This window comes from Bradyrhizobium aeschynomenes (assembly GCF_013178945.1).
Taxonomy (GTDB): Bacteria; Pseudomonadota; Alphaproteobacteria; order Rhizobiales; family Xanthobacteraceae; genus Bradyrhizobium; species Bradyrhizobium aeschynomenes.
Genome location: NZ_JABFDM010000008.1, coordinates 303,161 through 316,510, shown reverse-complemented (window position 1 = coordinate 316,510; position 13,350 = coordinate 303,161). Strand labels below are relative to the sequence as shown.

9 protein-coding genes are annotated in these 13,350 nt (G+C 66.1%); 5 read left to right on the top strand and 4 right to left on the bottom strand.

All coding sequences use genetic code 11. The features are described 5' to 3' along the window. Positions 1-63: 63 nt before the first annotated feature. A complete protein-coding gene (locus tag HL666_RS23870; RefSeq protein ID WP_172183951.1) occupies positions 64-2,352 on the bottom strand; it encodes a GumC family protein in 2,289 nt (762 codons plus the stop codon). A 385-nt stretch (positions 2,353-2,737) separates the two neighbouring features. Here HL666_RS23870 and HL666_RS23865 point away from each other — a divergent pair, with 385 nt between their 5' ends. From HL666_RS23865 to HL666_RS23855, 3 genes are all read left to right on the top strand, one after another. Continuing rightward, positions 2,738-3,847: a glycosyltransferase family 4 protein gene (locus HL666_RS23865; RefSeq protein ID WP_210262055.1), complete on the top strand. Its 1,110-nt coding sequence runs from the start codon at positions 2,738-2,740 to the stop codon at positions 3,845-3,847. 153 nt (positions 3,848-4,000) lie between these two features. Continuing rightward, positions 4,001-5,530, top strand: a complete 1,530-nt coding sequence (locus tag HL666_RS23860) for an undecaprenyl-phosphate glucose phosphotransferase (RefSeq protein WP_172109687.1) — start codon at positions 4,001-4,003, stop codon at positions 5,528-5,530. Between the two features lie 87 nt (positions 5,531-5,617). After that, positions 5,618-6,901 carry an O-antigen ligase family protein gene (locus tag HL666_RS23855; protein ID WP_172132685.1) on the top strand — a complete coding sequence of 428 codons (1,284 nt, stop codon included), beginning with the start codon at positions 5,618-5,620 and terminating at the stop codon, positions 6,899-6,901. Here HL666_RS23855 and HL666_RS23850 read toward each other — a convergent pair. After that, positions 6,885-8,063, bottom strand: a complete 1,179-nt coding sequence (locus HL666_RS23850; protein ID WP_172183949.1) for a saccharopine dehydrogenase family protein — start codon at positions 8,061-8,063, stop codon at positions 6,885-6,887. The genes HL666_RS23855 and HL666_RS23850 overlap by 17 nt on opposite strands. Before the next feature lie 126 nt (positions 8,064-8,189). After that, positions 8,190-8,975 carry a DUF169 domain-containing protein gene (locus HL666_RS23845; protein ID WP_172183947.1) on the bottom strand — a complete coding sequence of 262 codons (786 nt, stop codon included), beginning with the start codon at positions 8,973-8,975 and terminating at the stop codon, positions 8,190-8,192. Positions 8,976-9,161: 186 nt separating this feature from the next. Here HL666_RS23845 and HL666_RS23840 point away from each other — a divergent pair, with 186 nt between their 5' ends. Beyond that, on the top strand, positions 9,162-11,009 hold the full coding sequence (locus HL666_RS23840) for a tetratricopeptide repeat protein (RefSeq protein ID WP_172183945.1): 1,848 nt from the start codon (positions 9,162-9,164) through the stop codon (positions 11,007-11,009). Here the strand turns inward: HL666_RS23840 and HL666_RS23835 are convergent. Beyond that, positions 11,006-11,794, bottom strand: a complete 789-nt coding sequence (locus HL666_RS23835; protein ID WP_172183943.1) for a YdcF family protein — start codon at positions 11,792-11,794, stop codon at positions 11,006-11,008. The two genes, HL666_RS23840 and HL666_RS23835, sit on opposite strands and share 4 nt — an antisense overlap. Positions 11,795-11,924: 130 nt before the next feature. Between HL666_RS23835 and HL666_RS23830 the strand changes: the two genes are divergently transcribed. Then, the gene (locus HL666_RS23830) at positions 11,925-12,866 is read left to right on the top strand and encodes an acetamidase/formamidase family protein (RefSeq protein ID WP_172183941.1); all 942 of its coding nucleotides are present in this window, start codon (positions 11,925-11,927) and stop codon (positions 12,864-12,866) included. Positions 12,867-13,350: the final 484 nt, after the last annotated feature.

Sequence of the window (13,350 nt, the reverse complement as noted above, 5' to 3'; positions counted from 1 at the left end):
AATCACCTAAGGGGAGTGAATCACCGTTCGTCAGCTAACGGAATCCATTTATGAGTACAGATCCTAGGCGGCGACGCCGCGACGTCCCGGCTGACTATGGTTGGCGTCCAAGGCCGGCGCCCTGAGCATGGTGACCGCACCGAAGCCGACCTCGCGCAGCTGCTCGGTCATCTGGCTACGCGCCTCGGCGGACATGTTGGGATCGGGCACGACGACGGCGCGCGCGCCTGCGGTCAGCAGCTCTGCCGGCAGGTCGGAGGCGTTGCCGGCGTCGAGCAGCACGTGGTCATAGACTCGCAGCAGCGCGTCGATGGCGAGCGCCAGTCGAGGCGACTGCAGCTGATTGCGGTCGGCGCCCGGCCGACCGGCATTGACGATGTGCAACCGCGAAGCCTGGTCCTTGGTAATGATCGAGGCGAACGACGCCTCGCCCAGCATCAGCTCGATCAGGCCGGGCGCGGCCGGATCGACCGAGAGGCCGGCGAGCATCTGGGGGCTGCCCGCGAGGTCGACGAGCACCACGCGAGCCTGCACCGCCAGCATGCGCGCGATCGACAGCGCGGTGGCGGTCACGGCCTGGCTGCCGGCGGTGCCCAGCACGGTGATCTTGCGCGCGCTCCCGCCTGCCGCGAGCAGCTCCGATGTCAACAGCTCGAGCTCGCTCGATGGCCGCGGCGTCGCCTCGGCCGGTTCGGGCGCCGGCATCTCGGCCGGTGCCGGAGACGGGATCGGAGACGGACGCGCAAGCTCGACCGCGGTTGGCGTCGGGGGCGGCGAAACGGCCAGAGGGGCGGCGACCGTCCGCGTGGCGATCATCGGCTCGACGCGCGCGGCGAGCACCATGACGTCGGCCATGTTGCCCATTGCCGGCGCGGGGCTCGACGCGCGCGGCGCCGTGAGACGCAGCAGCTCACCGGTGATGACGACTCCCGACGTCAGCATCAAGGTCGCCAGCGTCGCGATCAGCACGATCGGCAGCTTCTTCGGATACGCCGGCGTGTTCGAGACCACCGCCCGCGAGATGATCCGTCCTTCCGCGGCCGGGGTGTCGAGCGAAACGCGGGTATCGGCCTCGCGGTATTTGGCAAGGTAGGCCTCCAGCAGATCGCGTTGCGACTTCGCCTCGCGCTCCAGCGCCCGCAGCTTGACGTCCTGGTCATTGGTCGAGGACGCCTGCTTCTTTGCCTGCTCCAGGCTCGCGTTCAACGAATCGACCTGCGCGCCGGCGAGCCGCGCATCATTGTCGAGCGAGCGGGAAATCTTGCCGGCCTCGTCGCGGATGTTACGATCGACCTCGGCAATCTGCGCCTTCAGCTCCTTGATGCGCGGATGGGCATCGAGCAAGGTCGAGGACTGTTCGGCAAGCTGTGCCCGCAGGGCGACGCGCCGGTCCTGCAGCACCCGCATCGTTTCAGAGTTGAGCACCTCGGAGGCCTCGATCGGCTGGCCGCCCTGCAGCATCTCCCGGATCAGCCGCGCCTTAGCTTCGGCGTCGGACTTGCGCGTGCGCGCGTTGTTGAGCTGGGTGTTGGTCTCACCCATCTGCTGGTTGGACAGCGATGTATTGTTGGTGCCCGTGAACGAATTGCCCTTGGCGCGGAACGCCTCGACCCTTGCTTCCGCGTCCTCGACCTTCTTGCGCAGGCCCTGGATCTCACCGGCCAGCCATTGGCTCGCGGACTTCGCCTGCGCCTGACGTGCGTTCTGCTGGACGACCAGATAGCCGTCGGCGATGGAGTTGGCGACCTGAGCCGCGAGCGTCGGATCCTGCGACTGGAACTCGACGACGAGCACACGCGACTTGTCCACGGCATAGACGGTCAAGCGTTCATAGTAGGCATCCATGACCCGCTCATCCGGCGTCATCGCCAGAGGATCCTTGACCAGCCCGATCATCGCGGCGATCGACTTCAGCGGCGAGACACCGCGCAGCACGGGATCGAACTCCGGCAGCTCGCCGAGCTTGTTCTGCTTGATGATGTCGCGAGCCAGATCGCGCGACAGCACCAGTTGCACCTGGCTCGTCACCGCCTCGGCATCGAGCGCAGTCCGCTCTTCGAGCCGCTCGCTTCGGGTTCGCAAGAACTCGTTCTCGCGGCCGTCGATCAGGATGCGCGCCTCCGACTTGTAGCGCGGCGTGATCATGTTGACCGCGGTGACCGCCAAGGCCAATGCGAGCAGCGTCGGCAGCAGTATGAAGCCACGCTTTCGCGCCAGCGCCCGGCCGACCAGACGGATGTCGAGATCGCCGGATGAAACGGGCTCCACCGATGCAGGCTCGTTCGTCCGCGGTGGAACGGACGCCTCGTCAGCCCGAACCTTCTTGTCGGCACGCCAGAACGCCAACCGCATCATCCACTCCCGCGACCTACGCCACGCTGCTACCCTACGTGGTACGATTACACTCTATTAAGGTTGCTGACGGGTTAATCGGACCGGCGTAAGCCGGCCATTGCAGGATAATCGTCATCGTACGTCACATCATCCTTGAGAGAGCGTTGCGCCAGATCGTCACAACGACGGCAACGGACCAACTTCGCTTGATGTCGAGTGAGGCTTTGTTAACCATCAACGATCTATTCAGACTAGAGACACGTCCCAGGAATTGCGACGAGAGGCGCCCGTGCTTCCTCTATCCGCCAGCCGTCCGATCAGCTCGCGCAGCGGCGCCTGGCAAAGGCACGTGCCGGCCGACGGCGCGGACCAGCGCGGCACGGCGCCGTCAGTGGACAGGCCCTTGAAGATCCTTCATGCGGTGAGAGCTCCGGTCGGCGGCATCTTTCGACACATCCTCGACCTTGCCAACGGCCAGGTCGATCGCGGCCACGATGTCGGCATCGTCGCGGACAGCCTGACGGGCGGAGCGCGCGCGGATGCGGCGCTGGCGCAGATTGCGCCCCGATTGACGCTCGGCGTCCATCGCGTTCCGATTCATCGCGAGCCCTGGCCGACCGACGTCATGGCACTGAGCCGGTTCTATCGGCTGGCGCGCACGCTCGGCCCGGACGTCCTGCACGGCCATGGCGCGAAGGCGGGTGCGTTCGTCCGCCTGCTTCCGCATCGGCCCGGCACGATCCGCATCTACACTCCGCATGGCGGCTCCCTGCATTACCCGCGCGACACGCTCAAGGGCGCGCTTTACGGACGCCTGGAACGGGCGCTGATGAACAGGACCGACCTGTTCCTGTTCGAGAGCGTCTTCGCTCGCGACACCTATGAGCGCATGATCGGCCATCCCCAGGGCCTCGTTCATTGCGTTTTCAACGGCGTGACGGCTGGCGAATTCGACCCCGTGACGCCGGCCGCCGATCAAACCGACCTCGCCTATGTCGGCGAGTTCCGGCACATCAAGGGTGCGGATCTCCTGATTGACGCCGTGGCCCAATTGCGCGCGGGCGGGAGGGCGCTGACGCTCACGCTGGGCGGCGACGGCGAGGAGATGCCCCGCCTCAAGGCGCAGGTGGACCGTCTTGGTCTGACGTCCTCGGTCCGCTTCATCGGACATGTCCGGGCCCGCGATGGCTTCTCCAAGGGACGTCTGCTCGTCGTCCCCTCGCGCGGCGATTCCATGCCTTACGTCGTCATCGAAGCTGGCGCGGCCGGTGTTCCGATGATCGCCGCCAGGACCGGCGGCATTCCGGAGATCTTCGGCCCGCACAGCGAGGCGCTGTTCACGCCGAGCAACGTTCACGCCCTTGCGGACGCGATCGCAGCCGCGCTCGACGATCCCGCTACCGCGCAGCTTCGTGCAAGAGCTCTGCGCGAACGCGTCTTCCAGCACTTTTCGCAGAAGGCAATGGTCGAGGGCGTGCTCGACAGCTACCGCGAAGCATTTACCAAGACCTGACCCCATTTACCATCGCTAACCGTTTCTTCCGATTTGCCCTTTAATCCCGCCGGTGGGGAATTTCCCCCGGCGCTATCAGCGCTTACATGACCACAAATACTAACAGACATAATCCGGGCTTGTACGACTGTGGAACCGATCAACGCTCGCTCGATGCTGGATGCTGCTGCGGCCACGGCCGCATCGACCGCCGGGGCCGGACAGCCGGCCGTTGAACGGCGCCGACGCCTGTCGCCTGCTGCGCTGGCCGTCGCCAATGAGAAAGTTCACCGCGCCTATTCTCCGATCGTCCTCGCCGGCATCGTCCGCATCACCGATTTCGTGCTGCTGAGCGTCGTCGGCAGCATCGTTTACTTCGGCTACGTCGTTCCGCTCAGCGGCTTCCATTGGGAGTACCTCGCGGCGATCATCGGGCTCGCGGTGAGCGCCGTGGTCTGCTTCCAGGCAGCGGACATCTATCAGATCCAGGTCTTCCGCGCCCAGGTGCGGCAGATGACCCGGATGATCTCCTCCTACTGCTTCGTCTTCCTGCTGTTCATAGGCCTCTCCTTCTTCGCCAAGATCGGCAGCGAGGTCTCCCGGCTTTGGCTTGCCGCCTTCTTCTTCGTCGGGCTCGGCGCGCTGATCGCGAGCCGCGTCGTGCTGCGCAATCTCATTCGCAGCTGGGCCAAGCATGGCCGCCTCGACCGCCGGACCATCATCGTCGGCGCCGACCAGAGCGGCGAGGACCTGGTGCGCGCGCTGAAGGCACAAGACGATTCCGAGATCGAAATCCTCGGCGTATTCGATGATCGCAACGACTCGCGATCGCTCGAGACCTGCGCCGGCGCGCCGAAGCTCGGCAAGGTCGACGACATCGTCGAATTCGCCCGCCGCACCCGCGTGGACCTCGTGCTGTTCGCGCTGCCGATCTCGGCGGAGACCCGCATCCTCGACATGCTGAAGAAGCTGTGGGTGTTGCCGGTCGACATCCGTCTGTCGGCCCACACCAACAAGCTGCGCTTCCGGCCGCGCTCCTATTCCTATCTCGGCGCAGTCCCTACTCTCGACGTGTTCGAGGCTCCCATCACCGACTGGGATCTGGTGATGAAGCAGCTGTTCGACCGGCTGGTCGGCGGGCTGATCCTGCTGCTGGCGCTTCCGGTGATGGCCCTCGTCGCGCTCGCGATCAAGCTCGACAGCCCCGGCCCGGTGCTGTTCCGGCAGAAGCGGTTCGGCTTCAACAACGAACGCATCGACGTCTTCAAGTTCCGCTCGCTGTACCACCACCAGGCCGATCCCACTGCGTCCAAGGTCGTCACCAAGAACGACCCGCGCGTCACCCGCGTCGGCCGCTTCATCCGCAAGACCAGCCTCGACGAGCTTCCGCAGCTTTTCAACGTGGTATTCAAGGGCAACCTCTCGCTCGTCGGCCCCAGGCCGCATGCGGTGCAGGGCAAGCTGCAGAACCGGATGTTCGACGAGGCCGTCGATGGCTATTTCGCCCGCCATCGCGTGAAGCCGGGAATCACCGGCTGGGCGCAGATCAACGGCTGGCGCGGCGAGATCGACAACCAGGAGAAGATCCAGAAGCGCGTCGAGTTCGACCTGTATTACATCGAGAACTGGTCCGTGCTGTTCGACCTCTACATCCTGCTCAAGACGCCGCTGGCGCTGATGACCAAGAGCGAGAACGCTTACTAAATTCCGGGATCCGGAGCGGCAGCCAGTCCGCTTCGTGCTTGTGTCAGGTCGGTCCCGCCGCGCGTTGCGTATGAGTGTGAGTTCGCGATGGCCATGACGGCGGCAGCCGGAGACTTTTCGTCGAGATCCATCGCCCCTCCGGGCGTGGTCGCTCTGCAGCGCGGGCTCCTCTGGCTGGCCGGCGCGTCCGGCGCGATCGTGTTCATCGAGCCCAGTCCCTATGAGGTCGTGACGCTTGCTTCCGCGGCGGTCTTCATCGCGACCGGGATGCGACTGCGGCTGGTCTTCCTGCCTCTTCTCCTGCTGCTGTTCCTGGTCAATCTGGGATACACGATCAGCGCCGTTCCGCTGCTCGATGACTCCAAGATCGCAACCTGGATCGCGACCTCCTGGTACATGGCCTTCACGGCGCTGTTCCTCGCCTTGGCAACCTCTGATGACACCGCGGCGCGCCTCGACATGCTCCGGCGCGGCCTCGTCATCGGGGGCGCGATCGCGGCGCTCGCGGGCGTCGCCGGCTATTTCCACCTGGTGCCCGGCGGCTACGACCTGCTCACTCTCTACGGCCGCGCGCGCGGCACCTTCAAGGACCCGAACGTGCTCGGCGCGTTCCTGATCCTGCCCGCGCTGCTCGCATTGCAGAACGTGGTCACGGCACGCCTCGCCGCAACGCTGCGTGCCAGCTTCGCGTTCGGCATCATCGCGCTCGGCATCCTGCTCGCATTCTCGCGCGCAGCCTGGGGCGGCCTGGTGCTGACCGCCGCCTTCATGCTCGTGCTGATGGTGCTGACCAGCACATCGCCACGAGAGCGCTCCCGCATCATCCTCATGACGCTCGCCGCGGCCGCCGCCGGCGTCGTCCTGATCGGCGTGTTGCTCTCCATCGACTCCATCGCCGACATGTTCAAGCAACGGGCGAGCTTCGACCAGAGCTATGACGAGGGCCGCTTCGGACGCTTCGGACGCCACATCCTCGGCGCCGACATGGCGCTCGATCTGCCGTTCGGGATCGGGCCGCTGCAGTTCCACAACTACTTCCCCGAGGACACCCACAATTCCTATCTGAACGCCTTCATGTCGGGCGGCTGGCTGTCCGGCATCTGCTATCCTGCTCTGGTGTTCACCACCGTCATTCTCGGCTTCCGCTATCTGTTCGTGCGCGTGCCGTGGCAGCGGACCTACATCGCCGTGTTCGCGGCCTTTCTCGGCACCGTCGGCGAGAGCTTCATCATCGACACCGACCATTGGCGGCATTTCTTCCTGATGCTCGGCACGATGTGGGGCATGATCGCCGCCACCCGCGCGCATCAGGCCGCGAGCCGATCCGCAGGGATCGGCTCGCCTCTGCTGTCGATCAATCCTCCACCGTGAACGTCAGCCCGGCCTTGTCGACCAGCCGCTTGATCAGGCTGTCCCGGAGCGCCGCGCCCGGGGTCCAGAAGCCGCCCTTCACACTGGCGCCGTCGCGCAGCAGGCCGACGGCGCATTCGCTGATCATCTTCGAGGTCGAGCCGTAGCCGGGGTCGCGATCGCCCTTGACGGTGGCGCGGACCTGGCGGCCGTCGGGGCCAATCGCGACGAAGAGCAGGTTGTAGTAGCCGTTGTCGCGCTCCTCTTTCGATGGCCCCTCGCCCGGCTTCGGCGCGTTCGGGCCGGTCTTCTCGGCGTTGGCCGCCATCACCTTCTTGGCGTTGGCCTCACCCTTCTCGCCGGGTCCCGTCAGCACCATCTCGTCATAGACGAAGTCCTGGCCGTACGGAAAACCCATCAGCATGTTGGAGCGGTGGACGTTGCGGGTGTTGATCAGAGCCATCATGAACGGCGCCGTCCAGGACTGCAGATCCTCCTCATAGGCGGGCTTGTTGCCGGAGGGCTGCTTCGGACCCTTGAAGCCCGGCGTCAGCGCGAACGAATCCTTGAGGACCGATACCAGGCTGAGATCCTTGGCCACCGCATCGAACGTCGCCTTGGCGCTGGCGGCGGTGCCGCCCGACAAGGTGCCGCTCATGCCGCGGACGCGGCCCTTCACGCGCGACGCCGCTGCGCCGAGCACCTTCTTGGCCTGCTGCTGCACGAAGTAGACGCCGAGCTCGAACGGCACCGAATCGAAGCCGCAGGAGAACACGATGCGCGCGCCGCTCTTCTCCGCGGCGGCCTGATGCTTGTCGATCATCTGCCGCATCCACACCGGCTCGCCGCACAGGTCGACGTAGTCGGTGCCGGTCTCGGCGCAGGCGGCGACCAGCTCGTTGCCGTAGAGCTGATAGGGACCGACGGTGGTCAGTACCAGCTTGGTCTGCGCCACCATGGCTTTCAGCGACTCCGGATCGGACGCATCAGCCGCAATCAGCGGCGTGTCGCCGGGCGCGCCGATCTCGTCGCGGACGGCCGCGAGCTTGTCCAGGCTGCGGCCGGCCATCGCCCAGCGCAGCGAGCTGTCGCCGCGATAATGCGTGGCGAGATATTCGGCGACGAGCTTGCCCGTGAAGCCGGTGGCGCCGTAGACGACGAGGTCGAATTTGGATGACGTCATTCTTGTTCCCTAGCGATCAGCTGCGATTTCAATGCCCCGTCATTGCGAGGAGCGCCGCGACGAAGCAATCCAGAGTGCCGTCCACAGCCCTGGATTGCTTCGCTGCACTCGCAATGACGGCGCATGTCATTTCTTCCCGTAAGACACATTCATTCCCGCGCGGACGTCGTTCTGGATGCCGTAGGGCGCGATCGGATAGCGCAGGCCGTTCCTGGCCAGCTGTTTCATGCCGGCGATCGCCTTGGCAAGATCGGCCGGCTTGAGCGCCATCAACATTTCTTCATCGGGCACGCCGCCGTAGCGGCGCTCGGCGAAGCACGGCAGCGACAGGCTGGGCTCGCCGGTCTTCAGCGCGCGGCCCCAGGAATCGGCGCAGGCGGTCTCGCCGACGACGCCCCATTCGAACTTCTTGTAGCCGACATATTGCAGGCCGTTGATCAGGATGATCATCTGTCCCGGCGTCGCGTACACGAGGCAGACATTCGGCGGATCCAGCCGGCCGCTCGCCAGCGGGCTGACCGCCATCGCCTGATACTGCCCGAACGGCACGACATCCAGCGCCTGCTGCCGCTTGCGGGCGTCCTCCGCGGTGCCGTGCCAGACTCCGACATAGTTCGCGCCCTCGAGCCAGGCCTCGTCCTGCGGGCCGAGCCCGACCACCGCGCGGCACTGCGCGCCAACGAGGTCATCGCCGGTGATGCCGACGGTCCAGCCCAGCCGCGACGCCATGCTGACGATCTGGTCTGTGGTGTGCACCGCGTTGGGACGGCGGATCCTCTCGATCGCTTCCATGTCCTCGACGCGGGCGAACATCTTGATGCCGATCACCGTCGTCTTCAGCCGCAGCAGGCTGTTGAGATCGGCCACCATGGCCGCCAGGTCCAGCCTGTCTGCCGCGTTCGGCTGTTGCATGTGGCGTTTCCTCCCTGCCGCACCGTCTGCCCGTGCATTGCGTGGTTCGACTTCGGAGCGCTTGTTAGACCCTCGCACCTGATGATGCCAGCAAATCCGCCCCGCCGGCTCGCGTGCCATACTATGATCCTTCTCGATGCATCGGGAATCACTTATGAATTTTCGATCCTTGGACAGGACGACGCGATGAGCCGCAGTGACCGGAAGAAGGGCGCCAGGAGCGCAACGGCCGGCCCGGGCGGAACGAACGTTCTGTCGCCGGCCGCCCTGTACGAGGCGGGCTTGCACCACCTCGGCGCCGGCCGTCTGCTCGACGCGCAGGTTTGCTGCGAGCAGGCGCTGGCGGCCGAGCCGACCCACGCCGACAGCCTTGCGCTGATGGGCATCATCGCGCTGCAGACCGGGCAGCACGACCACGCCGTGGCCTGGTTCTCGCGCGCCATCCGGCAGAGCCCGAAGATCGACTATCTCACCAGCCTCGGCTTCACACTCAAGCAGATGGGCCGGCTCGACGATGCGCTCGCGGTGTTCGACAAGGCGATCCAGCTCAGGCCCGCCGACGCCGAATTGTGGAAGCACATGGGCGGCGTGCTGCTGGCGCTGGATCGCGGCGCCGAGGCGCTGTTGAGCTATCAGCATGCCCTCACCATCGATCCCGCGCATCGGGAGTCCGCATTCCAGAGCGGCCTGCTGCTGCATCAGCAGCAGCGCCATGACGAGGCCGCGCAGGCCTTCACGGTGTGCCTGGCGCAGCAGCCGAACGACCTGCAATCGCTGCAGATGCGTGCCAGATGCGTCCGCGAGCTGAAGCGCTACGACGACTATTTGGCGGATTGCGAGCGCGCGCAGGCGCTGGCGCCCGACGATGCGCTCGTCTGCAACAATCTCGGCGATGCCCTCGTCTGCCTGCGCCGGATCGACGAGGCGCTGGTCTGGTTCGACAGGGCATTGGCGCTGCGACCGGACTTCGTCGACGTACTGCACAACAAGGGCTTCGCGCTGCTGCAAGCACTGCGTTTCGAGGAGGCGATCGCGGTCTACCGCAAGATCCTTGCGCTCGAACCGGACAACGCCAAAGCAGAATGGCAGCTCGCCCATATCGAGTTGCAATGCGGCGACTATGCCGCCGGCTGGGCGCACCGCGAGGCACGCTGGAACATGCCGGATTTCTCGCCCGACTATCCGCGCTTCACGCAGCCAAAATGGTTGGGCCAGGAGGATATCTCCGGCAAGACCATCCTGGTCGAGGAGGACGAAGGCTTCGGCGACAACATCCAGTTCGCGCGCTATCTGCCGATGGTCGCGGCGCGCGGCGCCAAGGTGATCCTGGTCGTACGCGAGCCGCTGCGGCGGCTGATGGCCGGCATCGACGGCGTGTCGCAGTGCCTCGCCTTCACGCCGGACCTGCAGCGGCCGGCCTTCGACATGCATTGTCCGATCATGAGCCTGCCGCTCGCCTTCGGCACCACGCTCGACACCATCCCACCGGCCAACTATCTGCCCCCGCCGCCGGCCGATCGCGTCGCCGCCTGGGAGCAGCGGCTCGGTGGGCACGACCGGCTGCGCGTCGGCCTCGTCTGGTCCGGCAATCCGCACCAGGCCAACGACGGCAACCGCTCGATGCCGCTGTCGACGCTGCTGCCGCTGCTCGATGTCGCCGCCGATTTCATCAGCCTGCAAAAAGAGCTGCGGCCAGCGGACCGGGCGCTGCTCGCGCAGCAGAGCCGCATCCGCGACCTCACGGCTGATCTGGCCGACTTTGCCGAAACGGCGGCCCTGATGTCCTGTCTCGACGTGGTCGTCACCGTCTGCACCAGCACCGCGCATCTCGCCGCGACGCTCGGACGGCCGACCTGGATCATGCTGCCGCACCTCGCCGACTGGCGCTGGCTCAGGGATCGCCACGACAGCCCGTGGTATCCGAGCGCGCGGCTGTTCCGCCAGGACGCCGGTCGCCGCTTCGAGCCGGTCGTGCAAGCCGTGTGCACCGAGCTGGCGGCGATGATCGCCGGCTTCAACACGACGACGGCCTAGGTCGGTCCCGGAAACAGATCGTCGGTGCGACCGCGCAGGCGGTAGGCCAAGAGCCCGACCCATTCGCGCACGGCGATGTCGGCGCGCCGCAGGCCGAGCAGCGAGATGCCGTCGAATTCGAGCACGCGGCCGACGCGCCAGTCGACCGGATAGGGCTCGACCGGAAAGCCCGCTTTCCGGAACAGCCCGACCGAGCGCGGCATGTGATAGGCCGAGGTCACCAGCAGCCAGCGCTCGCCCGGCTTCGGCGCAATCATCGCCTTGGAGAAGATCGCATTCTCGTAGGTGTTGCGCGATTGCCGCTCCAGCAGCAGGCGCTCCTTGGGCACGCCGAGGCTCTCCAGGATTTCTGCGCCGACGTCGGCCTCCTTGGCCTCGGTCGCGATCAGGTTGGCGCTGCCGCCCGTGAACAGCACGCGCGCATTCGGATAGCGCCGCGCCAGCACCGCGGCCTGGATCACCCGGTCGGCGCCCGCCACCGTCACCGGCATGCCGTACATCACCGAGAGGTCGGAATCGACGGGACCACCGAGCACGATGATGCCGTCCGGCGCGCCCTTCGCCGGGTCCCATTTCGGAAACCGGCTCTCCAGCGGAGAGAGCATCAGGCTGCCGAGCGGCGTCAGGCCGACGATCGCCAGCAGCAGCATGGCTGTGACGACCAGCCTGCGCCCGAGCACGGTGAACCGCGTCAACATCAGGATGGCGCCGACGAGGCCCAGCGCAATCATGAAATTGGTCGGCAGTGCCAGCAGGCCGAGCGTCTTCGACAGCACAAAGAACATTGCGAGCTCCGGCGCGGGGTGAGATGCCACGGCCGTCCTCATACACGACAGCCGCCATGCATCGCCATCTCTCTGCGGCGGGCTTTGAATGCGCTATGGTCGTGGCCGAACCGGAGAGAATGAGAGGACCATGGCCCATCACCATCTGCACGCCAGCCCCGAGACCTGCCATTGGGGCTTCTTCGAATCCCGGCTGAAGCCGGTGCTCACGGTCGACAGCGGTGACGAGGTCACGATCGACTCGATCAGCGGCGGGCCCGACGTGGTGCCCGATACCAGCAAATTCCACGTGCCGCCGGAACTGTTCGACGTTCACGCGCGCAGTGAGCGCATGGTGCCCGGCCACATCCTGACGGGGCCGATCGCGGTCCATGGCGCCGAGGTCGGCGACGTCTTGGAGGTCGACATCCTCGACGTGCAGCTGCGCCAGGACTGGGGCTACAATTTCATCCGTCCGCTGGCCGGCACCCTGCCCGACGATTTCCACGAGAGCCGGCTGATGAACATCCCGCTCGACAAGGAGCGGATGGTGGGCAGGCTGCCCTGGGGGCTGGAGCTGCCGCTGGCGCCGTTCTTCGGCGTGATGGGCGTAGCGCCGCCGCCGGCCTGGGGCCGCATCACCTCGCTGATCCCGCGCGCGATGGGCGGCAATCTCGACAACAAGGAGCTTAGGCCCGGCGCGAAGCTCTATCTGCCGGTGTTCGTGCCGGGCGCGCTGTTCTCCTGCGGCGACGGCCATGGCGTGCAGGGCGATGGCGAGGTCTGCGTCACCGCGATCGAGACCGCCCTCCAAGGCCGCTTCCGGCTCACCGTGCGCAAGGATCTGAGCTTCGACTATCCGCGCGCCGAGACGCCCACGCACTACATGACGATGGCGATGGACCCGGATCTCGACCAATGCGTGGTGAAGGCGCTGCGCGACATGATCGTGCTGCTGGGCGAGAAGCGCAATCTGTCGCGCGAGGACGCCTATACGCTGTGCAGCCTCGCAGCGGATCTGCGGGTGACGCAGACGGTCAACGGCTCCAAGGGCATTCATTGCATGATCGCGAAGGCGGTCGTGCACGGGTGATATTGGAGTCAGGAGCGTACGCTGGCGCCCCTCCCACCGCCGTCGTCCCGGGCTTGACCCGGGATCCATAACCACCGGCTGACGTGGTGACACGAGGTGGTTGGACCTGCGCAAGCCAACTGCTCTCTGGGGTTATGGGTCCCGGGTCAAGCCCGGGACGACGGCGGAGAGTGAGGCGCGAGCGGAGCAACTCATCGACACGAGTGGAGACACGCGCGACCACACGTTCGCGGTCTCGCGACAATCCTGTCCGAGTCATGCTGCAACATCTCACCCTCACACATCGGAGGGCGCAGGGAAGGCCAGGCGTCGGCTGACGCCTGCGGCCCGCCTGCGAGAAAAATGCAGGCGGCAGGTACCACAGGTGCAGCCGAGAACGCCCGGCCTTCCCTGCGCGACGGTTTTCACGCTTATGGCGCGCTCTCCCCGGTGTCCGGCTTGATAGCCACCGTCGTCAGCGGGATCATCATCACCCGCGGACTTG

Bases quoted from the DNA above. Each gene is read 5' to 3' on its own strand.
- HL666_RS23870 (WP_172183951.1), bottom strand. From the start codon at position 2,352: ATGCGGTTGGCGTTCTGGCGTGCCGACAAGAAGGTTCGGGCTGACGAG.
- HL666_RS23860 (WP_172109687.1), top strand. From the start codon at position 4,001: ATGCTGGATGCTGCTGCGGCCACGGCCGCATCGACCGCCGGGGCCGGA.
- HL666_RS23855 (WP_172132685.1), top strand. From the start codon at position 5,618: ATGGCCATGACGGCGGCAGCCGGAGACTTTTCGTCGAGATCCATCGCC.
- HL666_RS23850 (WP_172183949.1), bottom strand. From the start codon at position 8,063: ATGACGTCATCCAAATTCGACCTCGTCGTCTACGGCGCCACCGGCTTC.
- HL666_RS23845 (WP_172183947.1), bottom strand. From the start codon at position 8,975: ATGCAACAGCCGAACGCGGCAGACAGGCTGGACCTGGCGGCCATGGTG.
- HL666_RS23840 (WP_172183945.1), top strand. From the start codon at position 9,162: ATGAGCCGCAGTGACCGGAAGAAGGGCGCCAGGAGCGCAACGGCCGGC.
- HL666_RS23835 (WP_172183943.1), bottom strand. From the start codon at position 11,794: ATGTTCTTTGTGCTGTCGAAGACGCTCGGCCTGCTGGCACTGCCGACC.
- HL666_RS23830 (WP_172183941.1), top strand. From the start codon at position 11,925: ATGGCCCATCACCATCTGCACGCCAGCCCCGAGACCTGCCATTGGGGC.